Here is a 19654-nt window from a genome sequence, read left to right as displayed (position 1 = left end):
TTTGAGGTCGCTCTATAAACCCGGTTTTCCTTTTCCGATTGAACGACTTCTTGCTCGTTTTTATAGAGCGGGAGTGAAACGGAAAAGGTAAACCGGCATAGAAAGGATACTTTTGTCAACAAGCTGTGGCCAGTACCCACAACTGGGATACTGGCCTTTTTTAGGGCGAGTCGTTTAAAAGCCGAGCCACTTTCTCAGGTTTATTGAAAATAACGTGTTTGGAAATGAAGTCATGGTGCCCTTTTTGATAAAGGATATACAGGATTTTACGTGTGAGCATCGGGATAAACGGATCATTGATATCGATAATTCTGTATGTTTGGGATTTGCCGGATTTTTCTTTGGGCTCGATGGAAACATAGTATAAGAAACTTTCTAGCTGCCTTTTACCACGATAAACATATTCTTCCATGGTATAATTGTGGAAATTCCCTTGAAAACAAAGAATTTCTCTGGGAATAAGCGGGGGTTTTTGTTTATGAAGGATATGTGTAGGAATGCGGAGGTTGATGCGATCTTTTTGTTGTTGGTTGAAGCGAATCAAGGATGGATAGTTAGCCAGGTGAGGGACGAGAGAGGTTCGACCAAGAAATGTTTGAATGATGAGTGTGTTTTTTTTCCATCGATAACCAAATAAAATATCCTGATCAATAAATCCCCAACCGTCTCTTGATATTTTAATCCGGCCCATGTAGTAGATTTGTTGCAAAAGAACTTGTAACTGCTCAGGTAAAACAGGTGTGCAAACTCTTTCGTTCCAGCGTTTCACGGCATGGTGCTCAAGGTGAATATTGTATCCCAATGGTAGTGTGGAAATACCTTTACGTATGGTTTGTCTTGCCTTGTTTAAGGTCCGGATCTGACGAAGGAGTTCGTGTTTACTGTAGTAACAATCCGTTTTTATAAAGGTGTAATAATTAGTGACTTTTGGTTTTGCCAAAAATTTTTTTCGAAGTAAGGAATTTGGAAGTGGATGGCTTTGCAAGAGTTGGATCCATGTCAGATGATTATTTGCTGAAAAAGAGGATCGAGTCATTTGAATCTACTCCTCGATAAAGCTGTATAATAGAAATAGGTAATATTGAAAAAATAGTGTATTTATTTTATTTTAACATAGGTCAGCTTTTATTTGCGAAGAATCTATCAATGAACCGGGTTTTTTTCCAAAACAAAAAAACTCCCCTTTGTGATGGTAAAAATGGAGAGTCTTTGGATGAAAGAGTAAATTTTAAACTGTTGTCAAAACCGGCATAACGGAAATTTTGTCAACAAGATGTAATTTTTCAGCACTGATTTCCAGTAGATTGATAGATTTATAAATAAAATCAATCTTTTTTGCGTTTCGGAAAAATAATGTAGGAAAGAGTGATCAGTGTATCAGTCAAAAAGACAATCGTCCAGACAAAACTGATCCGTGTAATGGTTTCGTTTTTGAATAAATGAATTTGCCCACTCTGGATGGAAAAGGATGGATGATCCAGAAATTGAGCGATATCGTCATGAAAACCAATGGTAAATATAAAAACAGAGTGAACAGTGAGATAGATGAACAAATGAATAAACCAATCTTTTAACTCCTGTTTGGTATGTGTCCAGCCATATAATTTTTCCACAGGCAATTTGGATGGAACCGCTTCGCCACGCCATTTGGCAACTTGTCGTTTAACGAAGTGATCCAGCCGTTTGAGGTCTTTTTTTCCGTACGTCAAGCTATACAGGATAATAATCAATGTAATGACTTGGAAAGCAGAAAATTTCCCTGTTACCTGATAGTCTATATAACCCAGAAAAGCGATAAAACATTCATTGATTAGAATAATGGGAATGGCAATAAAACTGACTTTCTCCAAACGAAATACATAGCGCAAGATGAGAAAGGAAGTAAGCGCTCCCCAAAATACTACTTCTGCACCAACTAAAAAAATGTAACGATAGGATGATAGAAATTCAAGCATCTCGGTTCAGCTCCCGCAGTAAGATGTCTGTGCCTTTTTCAATAAATTCGATGGTTTGGGGTTCAAACGGGTATAGTCGGAGTTCATCGGCATGATTTTTTTGTAGTCGCCAGTGAGCCTCCATCATTTCCAGATCTCCATCAAACCATTCAGCCATTTTATCCCACAGTTTTTTGATTACTTTCTGGGCTTCAGGTGAAGCAGGATCCAAATCCTGATGTGCAATGACTTCTTTGAGCAATGCCATCCACTCCAATGTTTCCATATCTTCTCCCTCCAATTTGGGTAATTTGCGAAAAGCTTTCTGTTCGATGGGGTTTAAATTTTCCTGGATAAATTGATGGCGTGCCTGCGGATCCTGTTTGGAGTATTGGAATAATTTCAATAAAACATGCCAATTCACGCGCCCTTCCGCTTGATAAACATGAAGAATGCTTTCCAAGCCCTGTTCTATTTTTTGCAGGCGCTCCATTTCTTGTCTGATCAGTTTCAATTGGGTCTTCAGTAACTGTTCCCAATCTGCCCCTTCCAATATTTGTTTGATTTGTTTCAGTGAAAATCCCAGCTCTTTTAGTGTCACAATTTGTTGTAAACGAATGAAATCTTCATTTGAATAGAGTCGATGCTTTCCTTCGGTCGTGGCAGATGGGATGAGTAAGCCGATTTCCTCGTAGTAGTGTAGTGTGCGAATGGTTACATTGGCTTTATGAGCGAATTGTCCAATGGTGTACATTCGTATCACCTCAAAAGTTTTTGTTTCTTTCATCATTGTAGAACCTCACGTTACGTAAGATTCAAGAGTAAATGAGAAAAAAACGAGAGGTTAAACAAACAGATTGAGGTGAGTTGATTGCGCCCTATTTTTTTAGGCATTTGTGCTGCTTTCTTTTTTGCTTTTACGTTTATTCTCAATCGTGCAATGGAATTGTCTGGTGGAAGTTGGATATGGAGTGCTTCGCTCAGGTATATCTTCATGGTTCCATTCCTTTTGTTCATTGTTATGGCCAGAAAGAATTTACGCCCTCTATTGCAGATGATGAGAGAGCAACCAGGAACATGGTTTTTATGGAGCTTTGTAGGATTTGGACTGTTTTACGCACCCCTATGTTTTGCGGCTGCATATGCACCAGGATGGCTGATTGCCGGAACATGGCAGATTACTATTATTTCCGGTTCTTTACTTGTTCCGTTTTTTTCACAGACGATTGAGACAGCAAATGGTCCTTTAAAAGTGAGGAGGAAATTACCGGTTAAGGGGCTGGCTATCTCACTCATTATTCTTCTTGGAATCGTCCTCATGCAAGTGGAGCAGGCAAATCATCTTTCTTTAAAAGATCTATGGTTAGGGATCATACCTGTCATTATTGCGTCATTCGCTTATCCGCTTGGAAATCGTAAAATGATGGACATATGCGTCGGTCGTTTAGATGCTTATCAACGTGTGCTGGGTATGACATTAGCCAGTTTGCCATTTTGGTTGTTGCTTTCGTTGTATGGTTTATTTACTGTAGGCGTACCGAGTAAAGAACAAACGATACAATCTGTTTTGGTCGCTATTGGTTCTGGGGTCATTGCGACGGTCCTCTTCTTCCGTGCAACTGATTTGGTAAGAGGAAACATGCAAAAGCTGGCTGCCGTCGAAGCAACACAATCAATGGAGGTGCTTTTCACAGTAGCTGGAGAATTGATTTTGCTAGCTTCTCCATTTCCTTCCATTTTATCTTGGTTTGGCATGTTTATTGTGATGTTCGGTATGATTTCACACAGTTATGTTTCACATAAAAGCGAAGTTACGATCAAATGAGGTCGTCATGAACAGGAAAAAGGGAAAATATGGGTATATTGTTATGGTAAAAAAAGGGGATGAGGATCGAATGAAACGGTTGTGTTTCAGTATGTGCATTTGTATGTTCATGGCGATTTTTACGGGTTGCACTACCACCTCGGATGCCAATCGGGAGAAAGTGGATCAAAAAGAGTTTGTTGCAGAAGAGGTGAAAGAAATGGTGATCCAAACGAAAACAACTCAGATCCAGATACGAAAAGCACAAGGAAATAAAGTACAGGCGGAACTGCTCGATGATCAAGAGAAAAGTCTTCAACTGCGAACACATTTACAACAAGGAAAATTGCAGCTGCAAATTGATGGAGAATCAAACAGGATCTTGGGAGCCGTGAAAGAGAATGGGGGACCCATTTTGCGTGTCTACATTCCAGATGAGACCCTCGAACACGTTCGAGCAGACACGGATGCAGGTCTGATTCAGATCGAAAAAGTGCAGGTGAACCAAATGGAACTCGAATCGAAAACAGGAGCCATTGAAGTTGAACACTGGAAAGGAAACAAAATTCAATGTCGGACAGAGACAGGAAAGGTAGAGTTGGAACAAATCGATGGAACTTTTGATGTCAAAGCGCGTACAGGGATGGTCGATGTGGATGTACTGGATGGATTGAAACAGGAAAACCGCATTCAAGTAGAAACAGGAAAAGTTGAAGTTGGTTTGCCTGCCAATACCGAAGCAAGAGTAGAGCTATCCACAGATTTGGGGAAAATTGACACCGATTTTGATATCCATGCAAATGCAGGAGCGAAAGGTTGGATTGGCAAGAATCCGAACGCATCAGCGAGCTTGTCTGTCCAAACATCTACTGGCATGATCTCTTTGGTGAAAAAATAAATGGTCTGCAGGATTGAGCGGAAGTCCCGTTGTTTTAGAGTGGGCAAAAGTCGTTCAAATGGAAAGGAAAAACCGTGGTTTGTCAATAGTGACTGTGATGGTATAGAAATCATCACGGATGAAGGAACCCATCTCGAAGTGCGGGAAAACATATCGAAATGTTCACGATAGAATCAACATAGAGAAAAGTTTGGATTGGTTGTGGGAGACGTGGCCAGGAGGCAGGATCTGTTGAATATAAACGGGTGCGAAGACAAAAAATATCCTTGGTTTATGAAAAGGTATTTTCTTAATGGAAAGGAACGATACTGAAATGGCAACAGTGCTATATATCACGGCCAACCCTAAACCAGTCCATCAATCTTACAGTTTGTCAGTGGCAGAAGAATTTTTGAATGCTTATCGGCAAGTACATCCACAGGATGAAGTCATCGAACTGGACTTGTACAAAATTGATATTCCCTATATTGATCTGGACGTATTCAGTGGATGGGGAAAACTTCAGCAAGGGTCTGCTTTTGAAGAACTGAGTGCAGATGAGAAAGCAAAAGTAAGCCGTATTAATGAATTAACAGAACAATTTGTTGCTGCAGACAAGTATGTGTTTGTCACTCCTATGTGGAACTTTAGCATTCCTCCCAAAATGAAAGCTTATATTGATACCATTTGTATTGCTGGGAAAACATTCAAATATACAGAACAAGGCCCAGTGGGACTGTTGCCTACTAAAAAGGCAGTTCACATCCAGGCACGTGGTGGAGTTTATTCAGAAGGGCCTGCCAGAGATTCTGAATTTGGTGATCGTTACATACGGGCTGTATTAAATTTTCTAGGCGTAACGAATGTGGAGTCGGTCATTGTCGAAGGAATGAATCAAATGCCCCAGGAGGCGGAGAGTATTAAAGCAAAAGCCATCGAACATGCACGTGAAGTAGCCAAAAGGTTTTAGAGTAGTGGTAGCAGTATAAATAATTTATCAGTCTGATGAATGACTTGGGATTGTGCTCCTTGTTATTTGAAGATGTGGACAAACGAAGGGTTCCTTTTCCAATTGGGCAGCTAAAAGGAACCCTTATTCATTTCCATGAAACAGATCACATTTTTTATTGACAAATATTCATACTTTTATTTATTATAAAAACAAACAAGCGCTTGTTTTTGTGGGAAAGGTGTAAAAAATGGCAAGAGTGAAACGAAAAGAAGAGATTTTAAATATAGCTTGTAAACTGTTTAGCCAAAAGGGATACCATGGTACGACGATTCGCGATATTTCGGATGCCTGTGGTATTTTAGCGGGCAGCCTATATGCACATATCAATTCAAAAGAAGATCTTCTTTATGAAATCACGGTTCGTGGAGCTCGATCGTTCCTGGATTCCTTACGGCAAGTGGTTCAAAGCAAGGGCCCTGCTTCGGAAAAGTTAAGACAAGCTTTACGTGCCCATATTCGGGTTGTGGCTGAGAATATTGAGGCAGCTACGGTTTTCTTTCATGAATGGAAAGCCCTTACAGGTGAACGTTTGCAGCAGATTCAGCAAAAAAGAGATGAGTATGAACAGATGTGGGAGGAAATTTTGCACGAGGGAATTCGATCTGGTGAATTTCCTGCACTCGACGAGAAGTTTGCACGATTGCTGATTTTATCCACTGGAAACTGGCTCTATCATTGGTATAAACCCGATGGGCCATTGGCATCTGATGAAATTGCTGATCGTTTTATGAATTTGATATTGACCGGACTGATGGGAAAAAAGGAGGGTTCGGTAGCGGATGACTGAACAAGAGCGCCTCGAGTTGTTTATGGAGCGGATTCGACGTGGCGAAAAAATAGAGGCGACAGACTGGATGCCTGATGAATATCGCCAACTGCTGATCAAGCTGATTCATATGCATGCGGTGAGTGAAATTATGGGTGCTTATCCTGAAAAAGAGTGGGTGCCAAAAGCACCAAGCTTACGCCGCAAATTGGCGATTATGGCGAAGGTACAGGATGAGATGGGGCATGGTCAGTTGTTGCTTCGGGTCGTCGAAGATTTGGCGAAGCCGCTCGGGAAAAATCGGGAAGATTTGATAGAAGATATTTATCATCATCGAGTGAAATTTCATAATGTCTTTCATATGGAAGCAAGAACGTGGGCAGATGCCGGGGTGATTGGGTGGTTGGTAGATGGTGCAGCCATTATCAACCAGGCGTCTCTGTTATCCACTTCTTATGGCCCATATGCTCGTGTATTGAAAAGGATTTGTGCAGAAGAAAGTTTCCATATGCAACATGGTGAAAACATTATTTTGGCATTGGCGATGGGAACCCCTGAACAAAAACGGATGTTGCAAGAATCACTCGATTATTGGTGGGAATCCCTCCTCTTCTTTTTCGGACCCCCAGAAGTTACCCCTGCCGCAGAACGGATGTTATACTACCGGATTCGCACCCTCACGAATGAAGAATTGCGGCAAAAATTCCTGGATAAATATGTTCCCAGGATCCTTTCAATTGGTCTTACAATACCAGATCCCCAATTACACTATGATAAAGAGCTAAAACGATGGATCTATACGATGCCGGATTGGGAAAAATTTGGCGAAATCGTGAAGAAAAATAACGGCCCCAAGTCCCGTGAGCGTATTGAATTGAGACGTCAAGCGCATGAAGGCGGTCGTTGGGTACGTGAAGCCATGTTGACGAAAACAGCTGTTTAAGGAGAGAGAATGATGTCAGCGGATGGCAAAGTGGAATATGGTGTCTACGAAGTGTTCGTACAAAAAAGCCATGCCGATCATCATGTACATGTCGGCAGTCTAATGGCTCCATCCCCGGATTTGGCTATGCAATTGGCTCGCGAAAATTTCTTGCGACGTGATTCGGCTGTCAATTTGTGGATCGTTCCGCGTGAGTATATTTATACAACCCCTTATTCATCCGATTTTTTTGCACGAGAGATGGATCGGAAATATCGTGAAGTAGGGGGTTATACCGAAAACGGTCGTCTCTGGCGTTTGTTCAAAGAGAAAACGCTTACAATGGAAGAAATTGTGTCTCATATTGAAGAAACATAGACAAAAACACAAGCCCAAAACGGCTCGGGCGAAAAGAAAAAGGTGTGAAGGTCATGAGGATGGAAAGTGCGGAACAAGCGCAGAAGAATGAAGCCTATTTATTGGCTTTGCGTGATTTGCTTTATCAACTGGCTGATGATGAACTGACTTTGGGACATCGGGATTCAGAATGGTTGGGACTCAGTCCGGATATCGAAGGGGATGTAGCTTTCAGTTCAGTGGCACAAGATGAAGTGGGACATGCCGTGTTCTATTTTGAGCTGTTGCATGAACTGGGGGAGAAAGATCCAGACCGGCTGGCTTTTGCCCGGGACTTGTCTGAACGTAAAAATGCCGTGTTGCTGGAAAGGGAGAATGGAGATTGGGCTTACTCCATTGCCCGGCATTTTATGTATGATGTGTGGGATGATTTACGATTGGAGGCGTTAACGGAATCCAGTTATGTACCTCTGGCGAAAGGAGCCATTAAAATTCGCCGGGAAGAATATTATCATCTATTGCATATGCATAGTTATTTTGTACGACTGGGACAAGCCGGTAAAGAGGCAAAAAAACGATTGGAACTGGCTGTAAAGGCGATTTGGAAAGATATTGGGGGGATTTTTGGCTTTGGGGTATACGAACAAAAGCTGGTTGAGTTTAACATTATCACAAAACCTGCTGAAGAATTGAAACAGCGCTGGGTCAAACGGATGCAACAAGCTTTTGCTGAAGCCCAATTAACCTGGCCAGATTCCTGGGAACCTGTCCAGTATGATGGGCGGAGAGGAGAGCATAGTCCAGAATTGGAGCAACTGCTGCAAACGATGTCGGAAGTGTACCGGATCGATCCAACTGCTCGATGGTGATGGTTGAAAGGGGGAAGAGGATGGAACAGCGTTGGTGGGATGCCCTTCTTGATGTGAAAGATCCGGAAATTCCAACAGTCAGCATTGTTGAAATGGGGATGGTATACCAGATTAAGCAAACCGGCCAGTGTTTGGAAGTGGAAGTGATGCCGACATTTATGGGATGTCCGGCCTTGGAAATCATCCGAAAACAGGTGGAAGAGCGACTATTGGAGGAAGAGGGAGTCAAGGAGGTTCATGTTCGTTTTATTACCGATCCTTCCTGGACCAGTGATCGAATCACTCCAACCGGTCGTGAAAAATTAAAGGCTTTTGGAATTGCTCCCCCTCCTTTGTCACACGATGAACGAATATTTCCGATTCCAGCTTGTCCCTATTGCCAGGCAGAAGATGGAGTAATAGAGAATTTGTTTGGGCCAACGGCATGTCGGGCCATTTACTATTGTAAGCGCTGTCAACAGCCGTTTGAAGGAATGAAGCGAATCTGACCGAGATGGATAAATGGGAGCTTACAAGGAGGGAACAGACTTTGTTTCAGCCAGAGATTGAGAAGATGCGGAGAGACGAACTCATTCAACTACAGAATAAACGCCTGAAAAACGTCATTGAGCGGGTATATCATGCGGTTCCTTTCTATCGGGAAAAGTTTGACCAGCTGAAGATTCACCCCGATCGTTTCAAAGGAATCGGGGAATTGGATCGTCTTCCTTTTACGACAAAGTCGGATCTGCGTGAACATTACCCCTTTGGTCTGTTTGCGGCGGAGATGGAAGAAGTGGTTCGTTTGCATGCATCATCGGGAACGAAAGGAAAACCCACATTGGTAGGTTATACACAGCGCGACCTGGAGTATTGGTCAGAGGTATGTGCCCGGGCCATTATCACCGCAGGTGGGCGCATCGGTGATCGATTTCATAATGCTTATGGGTATGGACTGTTTACGGGTGGACTGGGCATGCATTATGGAGCCGAACGCCTGGGACTGACAATCATCCCGGCTTCTGGTGGGAATCGCTTGCGGCAGGCGATGCTTGTCGAAGATCTTCAACCCCGAGGTATTGCGGGAACTCCTTCTTTTATCCTGAGTCTCGGTGAAGCCATGATCCAGGCTGGTAAAGACCCGCGGACCAGCTCACTGGAATATGGGATTTTCGGGGCAGAGCCATGGACGGAGGAACTGAGACGAGAGCTGGAAGAAATGTGGGATATTCATGCGGTAGACATTTATGGTTTGTCTGAAGTGATTGGCCCAGGAGTAGCCGTGGAATGCTGGCAAGCAAAAGAAGGTCTGCATATCGCAGAAGATCATTTCCTGGTGGAAGTGATTGACCCAGATACGCTCGAGCCAGTACCTGAAGGAGTCTTGGGTGAGCTGGTCTTTACGACCCTGACGAAAGAAGCGATGCCCGTCATCCGCTATCGGACAGGTGATCTGGCCTCGATCCATCGTGATCCTTGCAGATGTGGACGGACACATGCACGGATGTCACGAGTGAAAGGAAGAATGGACGATATGCTGATTATCCGAGGGGTCAATATGTTTCCGTCTGAAGTAGAAGCCTGTTTGCTGAGTCAGCCAGAGCTCGCTCCTCATTATCAGTTGGTTGTAGAAAAAGAAGGAGCGCTTGACAGATTGATCGTTGAAGTAGAAATGGCACAAGAGTTTGCAAGTGCCGTAGAAGGAGACTTGCAGGGAGGTGATGAGAAGAGGGAAACGTTGCGAGGAGAATTGTTGGAAAAACTGCAATCGACTTTAAACCTGAAGTGCGAACTGCAATTGCTTCCACCGCAAACGCTGCCACGTAGTCAAGGGAAAGCGGTACGAATCGTGGATCGGAGAAAAAGATAGGTCTGGTGATCTGTTTCATTTGATAAAAAGACAGAGTGAGGGATGTTCGATGGTCAAATTGGTTGCTTTGTATAAACAGCCAGAAGATCGGCATGCTTTTGATGAGCATTATTTTCAGGTTCATGTACCGTTGGCGAAGAAAATGCCCGGTTTGGAAAAATTCGAAGTCACCCGTTTTTCCAAAACGCCCATGGGGGATGAATCCCCTTACTATTTACAGGCAGTCATGTATTTTAAAGACAAAGAGACGTTAAATCAGGCAATGATGAGTCCGGAAGGAAAAGCTGCGGCGAAAGATGTCATGAAATTTGCCGGTAATCTCATCACCATGATCATTGGTGAGGATGTGTAGATGGTGAAAGCAAGTGAGTCCTTATACCTTTAAATCTGGATTCACTGGAAAAAGGGTGAGTGAAGCATGGAAAAGAAGGGTTCATTATTAAAGGAACAGTATGAACTTTTAATCAACGGCGAGCATGTTCCAAGCTCATCGGGAGAATATTTTGATACCTATAATCCGGCGACCGAAGAAGCCATTGCTCGAGTAGCCAAAGCGACCCGTGAAGATGTAGATCGAGCTGTTTCCGCTGCCCGGAATGCACTTGAAAACAGTAAATGGGCCCGATGGCCGGCCTCTCGCCGTGGTCAAATATTAAATCGGATCGCTCTGATTATGCGAGAACGATTTGATGAGCTGGTGGAACTGGAAGTATTAAACAGTGGAAAAGCACTCTCTGCGGCGAAAGGACAAGTGATGCAAGCCATTGAGGACTTCGAGCTGTATGCGGGTGCTGTCACGACCATTGCCGGGGCAACCAAGCCAGTTCCATCTGGATTTTTCCATTATACCGTTAAGGAACCCATTGGTGTTTGTGCACAAATCGTTCCCTGGAACTATCCATTGATGATGGCTGCCTGGAAAGTAGCCCCTGCATTGGCGGCTGGCTGCACCATTATTTTAAAACCGGCCTCTCTTACACCACTTACTGCATTGGTGCTGGCAGATATTTGTCATGAAGCAGGTGTTCCTGCCGGAGTGATCAATGTGATCACAGGAAGTGGAGCGGATGTCGGAGCTTACTTGACTGAACACCCTGGGGTAGATAAAGTGGCATTTACGGGTGAAACAACGACTGGAAAAGATATTATGGCTCGGGCGTCAGAAACACTCAAACGCGTGACATTGGAGCTGGGTGGCAAATCCCCCAATATTGTTTTTGAGGATGCTGATCTGGAAGCAGCAGCCAATGGTTCTGTCTTTGGAATCTTCTACAATACGGGTCAGTCCTGTGAAGCGCGTTCGCGCCTCTTTGTTCATGAATCGGTATATGATGCGTTTTTGGAAAGATTTGTAGAAAAGACGAAAAAGCTGAAGTTAGGAAATCCATTGGATGAAAGTACACAGGTAGGTGCACTGATTTCCCAAGGGCAGTGGGATACGGTTCATTCCTATGTGCAATTGGCGAAAGAAGAAGGAGCACGTGTTCTTTATGGAGGCAAAAGACCTGAAGGAGAGGCTTTTGCCAAAGGACATTGGTATGAGCCGACGATCCTTGTGGATGTCACCAATGATATGCGAGTGGCGCAAGAAGAAATTTTTGGCCCCGTTGTTGTGGTGATAAAATTTAAAGATGAAAAAGAAGTGATTCAGTTAGCCAATGACAGCATCTACGGGCTGGCAGCTGCTCTATGGACAAAAGATTTTAGCCGGGCTCATCGGGTAGCTGGACAATTAAAAGCAGGTGTGGTGATGATAAACAATCCATTTTCCACTTTCCCAGGCTTGCCTTTTGGTGGATACAAGCAATCCGGATTTGGTCGGGAGCTGGCGATCGAGTCGCTTGAACTGTATATGGAAACCAAGAGTGTTCTCTCCTATGTGGGACCCAAACCTCTCAATCCGTTCGGTATATAGGAGTGGGTCTGGATGAAACCAGGCTTGGTTCCAGGATACCAGGAGACCATGACGATGACTGTCACCGAGGAAATGGTCGCTTCTTTTGGTGGAGAAATGGTACATCCAACGCTATCGACCTTCCATATGATCTATTACATGGAATGGGTTGGGAGAAAAGTCCTTCTTCCGTTTCTTGCAGAAGGAGAAGAAGGAGTCGGTGTGGAGATACAGGTGAAACATCGTGCTCCTGCTCCTGTAGGGAAGCAGGTGACGTTTGTAGCCACAGTCACAAAAGTGACGCCATATAATGTTGTATGTACAGTGATGGCTGAACATGATCGAGCCATAGTTGGAGAAGGAAAATTTGTCCAAGCCATTTTGTCCAAAAAGAAAATTCATGAAAATATTGAGAAAATGAAATAAATAAACGAGCCGTTCCATTTCGTAGGAACGGCTCGTTTATTTATTTGGCAACATGAATGGAAACGGTTTCATTTCTTTCGAAAGGCTTACCTTCTTTTGTCTTTCCGCGCACTTCAATCGTAACGTTCATCGTACCAGATTGAGCAGGTGCCTTTAGTTGTGGAGTCAGGGTTCCTTTTCCGTTAAATCTTGATGGGACAAGGGTTGATCGTTTTTTGTCTGTGGAGACGATTCGCATTTGTAGTTCAATGGTAGACAGATCATATTTTTCTGGATTTTTCAGTTCGATTTTCAGCGGGATGGATTGGTTCGTTTTAACGGTTGGGTCAAATTGAACAGACATCGTTGAAGTTCCGGTAAAATGAGTAGTCAAGAAATAGGCATCCTTTTTCTGGCTTTGGATTTTTACTTTCCACGTACCAGATTCAGGATTCGGGATGACAAATAGCTGTTGATAGGCTCCTTTAAAGAATGTTTTTTCCTGATGTTGCCGATATTCTTTGCTCGAACGGGAATACGTTTTTCCTGATGGGGAAATCAAGAGAATTTGGGTATCTTTGTATTTGGTCCATACGCTGATGATCGCTTCCTTAGCTGGATTTTCGATGGAAATATTTTCTTCTACCCATTTTTTCTCTGATAAAGGGCCACCTGCTAAAATTTCCTCAGCAGCTGTTTTGTTCATTTGGTCTTTTGAGGGTGTAGAATAAGATTCGGTTAAAGGAATATTTGCACTTGTCATCCGACTGATATCTGCAGAAATTTTGGAAAAAACGTCTGAACCCTTTCGCATTTGATCGTGATCCAGGTTAGCTGTAAACCGATGCGTTGCATAAGGAAGTTGGGTACTCCACACATTGACCAAACCATCGTTATCTCCATATTGGGAAAGGTAGGAACCTCCAAACCACAAGGCGCTGAAAGTTGGTCCCCAACTGGTTCCTGCCGAAGTATAATAGATGTTTTTGCTGACATTGGCATGTGAATCGGTTTGTTCCCGGAACTGAGCCATATTTCCTGTCTGCAACGATTCCGTTCCCTCATCTTGTCGCCCGAGTAGATCTGCCAACCAACCTGCGTACCAGCTATATGCCAGGTCTGCCAAATGGGAACCATGATGTGGAGAAGCCAAAGTAAAGACTTTACTTACATAGGGATATGCTCCATAATGAACTAAGGCCGCTTGTGTATCAATTCCACCTTTGCTGTGGGCTACTATATTTACTTTTTGGCCAAAATGGTTATAGATCTTTTGCAATGTCTGAGCCAGGAGTTGACCATTATTCCAGGGATTTCTTGCTGGTCCGCTGGCATCGTATAGCTGGACAAAGGCGGTTCGATACCCATTTTGATAAGCGAGAGCATACATATCATTGGGACCGTGGTATTCGGTTTCGCCCCACCAATAGGATTGAGCTTCACCATGAAGCCCCTGGACAAAAACGATAGGCGGTTTCTGGGGATCCGCATTGGGAGGAGTGGCTCCTAAAAACCACGTGCCCGGTCTTTTGGGATCGTCTTGGTTATTCATTGGTTGAGGAAGCGGTATGGAAGCTTTTATGACCGGGGTGGATGCAGCTCCCTGTTCAGCAAAGACGCCGGGCATACTCACAAACAATAAAGAGATCATCCCCAAGATGGACAAGAATAAACGTAAATGACGCATCGCATCTCCTCCATGCAACGAAATATAGATATATTCTTAATCATTTTATATTTTAATCGTTTATTATTAAAATGTAAATAATTTTTATTATTTTTGAATAGCCGGATTTCATGTGTCTTCGCTTTCTGCAATTGCATGTCTTGTAAGGTAAACCTTTATATTCTTGTATATTCTTGCAATTGGAGGTATGAGCATTGAAGAAGATTCGGTTTGCCCTGTATATCCTTTTTATTCTAATTTTAGGAACAGCTTGCTCAAATGGAAAAACCAATACCAGTCCCAGTATCAACGAAAGCAAAAATGAGATTGAAATAGTAGTGGATCAAAAAAAGAATGCACAAACGGATCCAAAAGATAAACAGGAGAATCACAATGAAAGCTCAGGCGAGCAAGAGGCAAAAGAAGATAAAACCGATGAAGATAAAAAGAAAACCGAAAAAAACGAAGAAAAAACTTCTTCCAACCCATCATCGAGCCAACGAAAATATTTGGATATCATGGAAGACAAATCTTCCATTCTCTTAAAATCTGGTCAAAAAGTCGTCAGTACTCGTATTATTCGTGTTATCGAAAATGGTAAGGCAGGAATCTATGCTAAAAATAAAGGCAATGGCGCTGTAGAGTGGAAACTGGAGGGGCGAAATAATGGTTATGTTTCAAGTGGCATCCTGAGCAGTTTGGGAGCCAAAGTGAACGAACGACGTTCTGTACCGCCTGGGGAATATCGGCTGTACTTGACCTGTATTTCCTCAACAACATGTACAGCAGATGGGATATTGAGTGGATGGAAATAAAAAAGCCGCTTCCTGATCAGCGGCTTTTATCTTCGATGATGGTAAAAAGCAAGGATATGTTGGATGATTGGATCGTCCTCTGACGCTTCACGAAGGGGAAAGGATAAATCATTCTCTTGATCCTGTATCATCTGTTCTTCTGGTATCGTTTGTGTTTGCACGATGGCTGAAGCCACTTTCGGTTCATCTTGGTTTTCTTTCTGCATGATTTTCTGGATGGGCTGACCTTGATTCATTAAGTCTTGGATTGTTTCCTCTATTTCTTGCAAGACCGACCCTGGGTCTTGCCACCAATTGCGGCTCCAGATTCGTTTGATCGTCCAGCCTTTTTGTTTCAAAATTTCGTGTCGATGTACTTCTCTTTCTTTGACATCTGCTGCGCTGCGATACATGGCACCATCGCATTCGATGCCCAGAATATAGCGAGTAGGATCTTGTGGATGAATAATAGCTAAATCGATTTGATAATGAGAAAAGCCTACTTTTGCATCAACAGAATAACCCCTTTGTAGCAATGCTTTCAGAACCTGATTTTCAAAAGGGGTGTCCACATGCTTCTGTATCTGGGGTCCTCCATTGATTTTCCAAAGCACATGATGAATCTGTTCATGGTCTTGTTCATGTACAGCCTGAGCATATTCCAAAAAATGTTTGAAATACTCGGGGCCTGGAAAATCGTTGGATAGCAGTTCAATAACTTCTGGATCGATACTGGAGAGAACAAAAAGGCGTTTGCGTGATCGGGTGATGGCGATATTCAGATAGTTTTCACCTTTCTCCAATCCCAATACGTCAAAAAAGAAGGGAACTTTCCCTTGTTCGTTTTTGGCATAGCCCAGTGAGAGAATGATAAAATCACGGACATCTCCTTGAGCTTCCTCGATTCTCTTGATAAAGAGGCGTTGATCCGGACTTCGCTCCATGGCTTGCATATAACGCTTATGGAAAAATGGATCAGACTTGAGAGTTTCTTCGATTATTTCCATTATCATTTCTTTTTGTTCAGCATGAAAAGTAATAATCCCGATCGTTTTGTCTGGATGTTCCTGTAACAGTTGGTCAAGCAAAGAAACAGCCGTTCTCGCTTCATCCAGGTCATGATCTGTTTTTTTCCAATAAATAGCTGGTTGGGATGAAGATTTGTATACATTTGGAGCGACAAGCATCTGCCCCTGATAAAATCCGTGATTTGAAAAATGGATCAATTCCTCAGCATCTGATCGATAGTGATAGCGAAGACGCTGTTTATTGAATACTTCACTGGACCGCAAAAACAGATGATCCGATTGATCCAACCTTGTATCTGGTGAGTCATCCAATGTCATGGATGCATGCGAAGGGAGTACTTGCTTTTCGTCACCAATGACAATCATTTGTTTGCTTCGAAAGATGACCGGTATGCATTGTTCGATTGGACATTGCGTCGCTTCATCGATAATCAGCAGGTCAAAACATTCTTTTTGTAATGGGAAAATGGATGAAGCGATTTCGGGTGAAACAAGCCATACAGGTAAAATTTCAAGCAATCCCCTGTAAAAGAACCGATGAATCAACTTTCTAATGGGCCAAACTTTTTTACGCTTTTTTGTTTCCCGCCGTAATTCTTCAAATTCGCGTGGATAGCGATTCAGTAACTGATTGGTTCCATATTGCAGATCCGATAGCAATACTTGCCGAGCCAGTTTTCTTTTTTCAGCCAGCAACTGACGGTAACTTTCCCGTATCTGTTCGATTTCTCCGGTTGAGATCAAGGAGAGAATCGGATATTTTTTCTCTATTTCCTCGATCCAATGGTGATAAAGTGATTGATAGACTCGCTCTGTCCAAACTTTGGATAATGGAAACTCTTGGGTCGGCTCCATTTCTTTCAGACGTTCAATAAAGGTTTTTATAATCGGAGTGGTCGTTTCATAAATTCGATCCATTTCTTTTAATTGGTGGAAGTCATCAGCAAGAGCTTTTCTGATTTTTTTCAGTGAATCATGAGGGATCAAACCTTCTGCCAGCTGTTCCTGCAATTCACGAATTCTTTCTGGCGGCAAGATTTGATCCAACTTCTGTAAATCCTTGTGTAATTCTTTGCTTATTTGGGCTATTTTGTTCATGGATAATAAACGTCGACTTATCTGTTCCCAAGTCTGTTGTTCCTGATTTTGAGCCAGTTCATGGATAATTTTTTTTCCTTGGAAGTTCGTCCACCATACTAACTTTGTTTTTTCCCACAGATTCAGATCCTGGGGTTTCAATTTGATTGGAAGCTGTTGTAACTGTTTGGCAATCGACCATAGATATTTGGGCGTGAATTGGGGAAGGTTCATTTCTTCCATTCTATTCAATATATGTTTCGCTTTGGAAATCATCATATCTAAATGTTCTTCTAACTTTTGGATCTCTTCATTACTTATGTCGGAAAAAGGTCGGCGCTCTTTCAGAATATAGGTATCTTTACTAAACTTCTCATAGAAGTTGGCATAACGTGAAATGGTTTGGGTGATCTTATTGAATTGACTCACATGAATCGAATAAGCGATATCGGCAACGGGAATCGTTTGATTCACCTTTTTGGCGCGGCTGTACAACTGATAGGCACTAAGGCCAAATACTTGTATTTCATGCAAAGCTTTATATATTTCATTTAATTTTTGCTCATGCTCTTCGATTTTTTGCGTGATTTTGCGCAAGAAAGGATCATGATTAGGTATATTGGAATGGAATTTGGTTGTTAATTGATGAATTTTATCGTATACATGCCGGCGATCCGTTTTTTCATCATGGATCAGGGCGATATAAGGAGAAAGGCCTAATTTTTCTAACCGTTCATATACTACATCCAATGCCGCCCGTTTATTGCTAACCATCAAGACTTTTTTATTCTGGGCGAGTGCATCCGTAATCAAATTGACGATCAGTTGCGATTTGCCAGTACCTGGAGGACCGCTAACAACGAGTGCGGATTCTGTTCGTGCTTGTTGTAAAATCTCTTCCTGAGAGTGATCCGTTGGCAACAGATAAAATGGCTCCATGTCTGCCATTTCATCATTGAAGGATTTTTTTGTAACCGGTTTGTTCGTTAATAAAGCAGAAACCAAAGGATGTGTCTGACTTTCGACTGATTGGATGAGCCTTTGGTAATCATGTAAAATCGCTGTATTTCCTTGTGGAAAGCTGGCCAAAATCAAATAAGGTTTAATCTCAAGGGGGGCATGTTTGGGTAGAGTGGTTTGGGTATAACTGGTAAAAGATTGGACGGATTCATCCCTGTAACTGACATCTACATGGTATTGTTTTAACCATTCAGCCCATTTGGCGATGGATTGTCCTTCCAGGCGGGTTAAGCGATCCACATCTTCAAAAACCATTTCATCGATACTACATTGATGCCGCTGTTTCAGAGCGAGAAACAAGGCTCGATTCAACTGTGGTTCTGTATCGAGGCGGCACAATTTCCAGTGATAAGGATGGGTTTCACAGCGAATCAGGCGAACCGGATAAAGAAGGAGAGGCGCTTGAATAAATGTACCATCCTCCAGCGTTCCACTTAAGAAAGGATAGCCAATGGAAAGATCATATCTGCCTGTTTCTTCCTCGATTTGTTTGATATTGCGATAAATGGAGAGAAGCTTTTTATCCAGCTCCTCAACTTGCAGATCCGAATGAAATTGGGTAAGTATGGGAATGAGCGCATTCCGCTTTTTTATTTCGTCCAAAATATAGGGGATAATCCCTTCACCTTGTACCACAGCCAGCTCAGTCAGGTCAAAAGCCCATTTGTTAAACAGTTTAATCAGTCGAATGGAACGATTATGGTGGCTAATATCACTTAAACGATCTTTGAGGCGGACTAACTTTTGCTCCATAGTAACCTCCACCTTTTTAGTGGTCTATCATGTTTTTCACGTCTGGTACAAATTTTAAACCTTCGCGTGCTATCCCTTTAATTTTCTCATATATCAGAAAATACCCGGAATCCAATCTTTGCTAACTTCTATATTTGAGGCCGCTCGAATACTTTGTCAACAAACTGAAATAATATTTCTTGTTTTGGTAAAACGGTAAGCAAGCATACGAATGACATCAGCGGCAATAAGCTTGGATTCAAGCGTGGAAAAATTATTTTTACTGAGCAAAAAAATTTTTTTATTAAAGGTGTTGACAACCATATCAGACCATGGTAAAGTATACATTGTCAGCGCGAGGTGCTGAAAACAAAAAAGAATTCAAGCAAACATGCCGAAGTGGCGGAATTGGCAGACGCGCACGACTCAAAATCGTGTTCCCTTGTGGAGTGTGGGTTCGACTCCCACCTTCGGCACCAAACGAAATGGAAACACTGGGTTTTTAATAATGAACCCAGTGTTTTTGTATTTTTAGGCTCCAAAGGCCGTGCGAACCAATTATACGAAGCAGGTGTTGATTTGGTTGGCACGATAGAAGTATATAAGCTGGTTTTTGAAAACGTTTTTTTGGAGGAAGATAAGGAGAAA

The 19654-nt window shown here is 42.6% G+C and carries 18 protein-coding genes and 1 tRNA gene; 14 read left to right on the top strand and 5 right to left on the bottom strand.

Annotated features, from left to right (window positions below; all coding sequences use genetic code 11):
- Positions 1 to 160: 160 nt before the first annotated feature.
- From BMZ78_RS03560 to BMZ78_RS03550, 3 genes are all read right to left on the bottom strand, one after another.
- A complete protein-coding gene (locus BMZ78_RS03560; RefSeq protein WP_093228051.1) occupies positions 161 to 1036 on the bottom strand; it encodes a hypothetical protein in 876 nt (291 codons plus the stop codon).
- Positions 1037 to 1325: 289 nt separating this feature from the next.
- Positions 1326 to 1955 carry a hypothetical protein gene (locus BMZ78_RS03555; RefSeq protein WP_093228049.1) on the bottom strand — a complete coding sequence of 210 codons (630 nt, stop codon included), beginning with the start codon at positions 1953 to 1955 and terminating at the stop codon, positions 1326 to 1328.
- Entirely contained in the window at positions 1948 to 2724 is a 777-nt protein-coding gene (locus BMZ78_RS03550) for a MerR family transcriptional regulator (RefSeq protein WP_093228048.1), read from the bottom strand. Before BMZ78_RS03550 ends, BMZ78_RS03555 begins: the two co-directional genes overlap by 8 nt.
- A gap of 81 nt (positions 2725 to 2805) precedes the next feature.
- Here BMZ78_RS03550 and BMZ78_RS03545 point away from each other — a divergent pair, with 81 nt between their 5' ends.
- From BMZ78_RS03545 to BMZ78_RS03490, 12 genes are all read left to right on the top strand, one after another.
- A complete protein-coding gene (locus BMZ78_RS03545) occupies positions 2806 to 3759 on the top strand; it encodes a DMT family transporter (protein ID WP_093228046.1) in 954 nt (317 codons plus the stop codon).
- Positions 3760 to 3766: 7 nt separating this feature from the next.
- Positions 3767 to 4636, top strand: a complete 870-nt coding sequence (locus BMZ78_RS03540; RefSeq protein WP_175482264.1) for a DUF4097 family beta strand repeat-containing protein — start codon at positions 3767 to 3769, stop codon at positions 4634 to 4636.
- A 313-nt stretch (positions 4637 to 4949) separates the two neighbouring features.
- Positions 4950 to 5585 carry an FMN-dependent NADH-azoreductase gene (locus BMZ78_RS03535; RefSeq protein ID WP_093228043.1) on the top strand — a complete coding sequence of 212 codons (636 nt, stop codon included), beginning with the start codon at positions 4950 to 4952 and terminating at the stop codon, positions 5583 to 5585.
- A gap of 229 nt (positions 5586 to 5814) precedes the next feature.
- The gene (locus BMZ78_RS03530) at positions 5815 to 6414 is read left to right on the top strand and encodes a TetR/AcrR family transcriptional regulator (RefSeq protein WP_093228042.1); all 600 of its coding nucleotides are present in this window, start codon (positions 5815 to 5817) and stop codon (positions 6412 to 6414) included.
- Positions 6407 to 7336 (top strand): 1,2-phenylacetyl-CoA epoxidase subunit PaaA, encoded by a 930-nt coding sequence (gene paaA / locus BMZ78_RS03525; RefSeq protein ID WP_093228040.1) that lies wholly within the window; start codon positions 6407 to 6409, stop codon positions 7334 to 7336. The genes BMZ78_RS03530 and paaA overlap by 8 nt, the downstream gene beginning before the upstream one ends.
- Positions 7337 to 7348: 12 nt before the next feature.
- Entirely contained in the window at positions 7349 to 7693 is a 345-nt protein-coding gene (locus tag BMZ78_RS03520; RefSeq protein WP_245739719.1) for a phenylacetic acid degradation protein, read from the top strand.
- 53 nt (positions 7694 to 7746) lie between these two features.
- Positions 7747 to 8541, top strand: coding sequence for a 1,2-phenylacetyl-CoA epoxidase subunit PaaC (paaC, locus tag BMZ78_RS03515; RefSeq protein ID WP_093228037.1), 795 nt, complete (start codon positions 7747 to 7749; stop codon positions 8539 to 8541).
- A 20-nt stretch (positions 8542 to 8561) separates the two neighbouring features.
- Positions 8562 to 9029 carry a 1,2-phenylacetyl-CoA epoxidase subunit PaaD gene (gene paaD / locus BMZ78_RS03510; protein WP_245739718.1) on the top strand — a complete coding sequence of 156 codons (468 nt, stop codon included), beginning with the start codon at positions 8562 to 8564 and terminating at the stop codon, positions 9027 to 9029.
- A gap of 41 nt (positions 9030 to 9070) precedes the next feature.
- The gene (locus BMZ78_RS03505) at positions 9071 to 10390 is read left to right on the top strand and encodes a phenylacetate--CoA ligase family protein (RefSeq protein WP_245739717.1); all 1320 of its coding nucleotides are present in this window, start codon (positions 9071 to 9073) and stop codon (positions 10388 to 10390) included.
- Positions 10391 to 10439: 49 nt separating this feature from the next.
- Complete coding sequence (locus BMZ78_RS03500; protein WP_093228034.1) at positions 10440 to 10742, top strand: EthD family reductase; 303 nt, start codon at positions 10440 to 10442, stop codon at positions 10740 to 10742.
- 66 nt (positions 10743 to 10808) lie between these two features.
- A complete protein-coding gene (locus BMZ78_RS03495; protein WP_093228033.1) occupies positions 10809 to 12305 on the top strand; it encodes an aldehyde dehydrogenase family protein in 1497 nt (498 codons plus the stop codon).
- A gap of 12 nt (positions 12306 to 12317) precedes the next feature.
- Entirely contained in the window at positions 12318 to 12710 is a 393-nt protein-coding gene (locus BMZ78_RS03490) for a thioesterase family protein (protein ID WP_093228031.1), read from the top strand.
- Between the two features lie 40 nt (positions 12711 to 12750).
- Here BMZ78_RS03490 and BMZ78_RS03485 read toward each other — a convergent pair whose 3' ends face one another.
- Positions 12751 to 14376 (bottom strand): esterase/lipase family protein, encoded by a 1626-nt coding sequence (locus BMZ78_RS03485; protein WP_093228030.1) that lies wholly within the window; start codon positions 14374 to 14376, stop codon positions 12751 to 12753.
- Between the two features lie 194 nt (positions 14377 to 14570).
- Here BMZ78_RS03485 and BMZ78_RS03480 point away from each other — a divergent pair, with 194 nt between their 5' ends.
- The gene (locus tag BMZ78_RS03480; RefSeq protein WP_093228028.1) at positions 14571 to 15170 is read left to right on the top strand and encodes a hypothetical protein; all 600 of its coding nucleotides are present in this window, start codon (positions 14571 to 14573) and stop codon (positions 15168 to 15170) included.
- Between the two features lie 26 nt (positions 15171 to 15196).
- Here BMZ78_RS03480 and BMZ78_RS03475 read toward each other — a convergent pair whose 3' ends face one another.
- Entirely contained in the window at positions 15197 to 19027 is a 3831-nt protein-coding gene (locus BMZ78_RS03475; RefSeq protein WP_093228027.1) for an AAA domain-containing protein, read from the bottom strand.
- Between the two features lie 372 nt (positions 19028 to 19399).
- Between BMZ78_RS03475 and BMZ78_RS03470 the strand changes: the two genes are divergently transcribed.
- A tRNA-Leu gene (locus BMZ78_RS03470) sits at positions 19400 to 19485 on the top strand.
- Positions 19486 to 19654 lie beyond the last annotated feature (169 nt).

The sequence above is a fragment of the Thermoflavimicrobium dichotomicum genome (genome assembly GCF_900114055.1).
Lineage (GTDB): Bacteria > Bacillota > Bacilli > Thermoactinomycetales > Thermoactinomycetaceae > Thermoflavimicrobium > Thermoflavimicrobium dichotomicum.
Note: the sequence above shows the minus strand (reverse complement) of the source record. Positions and strands in the feature narration are given on the sequence as shown.

What these genes read in the sequence shown, in the direction of transcription:
- paaD (WP_245739718.1), top strand. Translation starts at nt 8,562, where the DNA reads ATGGAACAGCGTTGGTGGGATGCCCTTCTTGATGTGAAAGATCCGGAA.
- BMZ78_RS03475 (WP_093228027.1), bottom strand. Translation starts at nt 19,027, where the DNA reads ATGGAGCAAAAGTTAGTCCGCCTCAAAGATCGTTTAAGTGATATTAGC.
- BMZ78_RS03520 (WP_245739719.1), top strand. Translation starts at nt 7,349, where the DNA reads ATGTCAGCGGATGGCAAAGTGGAATATGGTGTCTACGAAGTGTTCGTA.
- paaC (WP_093228037.1), top strand. Translation starts at nt 7,747, where the DNA reads ATGAGGATGGAAAGTGCGGAACAAGCGCAGAAGAATGAAGCCTATTTA.
- paaA (WP_093228040.1), top strand. Translation starts at nt 6,407, where the DNA reads ATGACTGAACAAGAGCGCCTCGAGTTGTTTATGGAGCGGATTCGACGT.
- BMZ78_RS03535 (WP_093228043.1), top strand. Translation starts at nt 4,950, where the DNA reads ATGGCAACAGTGCTATATATCACGGCCAACCCTAAACCAGTCCATCAA.
- BMZ78_RS03530 (WP_093228042.1), top strand. Translation starts at nt 5,815, where the DNA reads ATGGCAAGAGTGAAACGAAAAGAAGAGATTTTAAATATAGCTTGTAAA.
- BMZ78_RS03540 (WP_175482264.1), top strand. Translation starts at nt 3,767, where the DNA reads ATGAACAGGAAAAAGGGAAAATATGGGTATATTGTTATGGTAAAAAAA.
- BMZ78_RS03550 (WP_093228048.1), bottom strand. Translation starts at nt 2,724, where the DNA reads ATGATGAAAGAAACAAAAACTTTTGAGGTGATACGAATGTACACCATT.
- BMZ78_RS03490 (WP_093228031.1), top strand. Translation starts at nt 12,318, where the DNA reads ATGAAACCAGGCTTGGTTCCAGGATACCAGGAGACCATGACGATGACT.
- BMZ78_RS03560 (WP_093228051.1), bottom strand. Translation starts at nt 1,036, where the DNA reads ATGACTCGATCCTCTTTTTCAGCAAATAATCATCTGACATGGATCCAA.
- BMZ78_RS03500 (WP_093228034.1), top strand. Translation starts at nt 10,440, where the DNA reads ATGGTCAAATTGGTTGCTTTGTATAAACAGCCAGAAGATCGGCATGCT.
- BMZ78_RS03495 (WP_093228033.1), top strand. Translation starts at nt 10,809, where the DNA reads ATGGAAAAGAAGGGTTCATTATTAAAGGAACAGTATGAACTTTTAATC.
- BMZ78_RS03555 (WP_093228049.1), bottom strand. Translation starts at nt 1,955, where the DNA reads ATGCTTGAATTTCTATCATCCTATCGTTACATTTTTTTAGTTGGTGCA.
- BMZ78_RS03485 (WP_093228030.1), bottom strand. Translation starts at nt 14,376, where the DNA reads ATGCGTCATTTACGTTTATTCTTGTCCATCTTGGGGATGATCTCTTTA.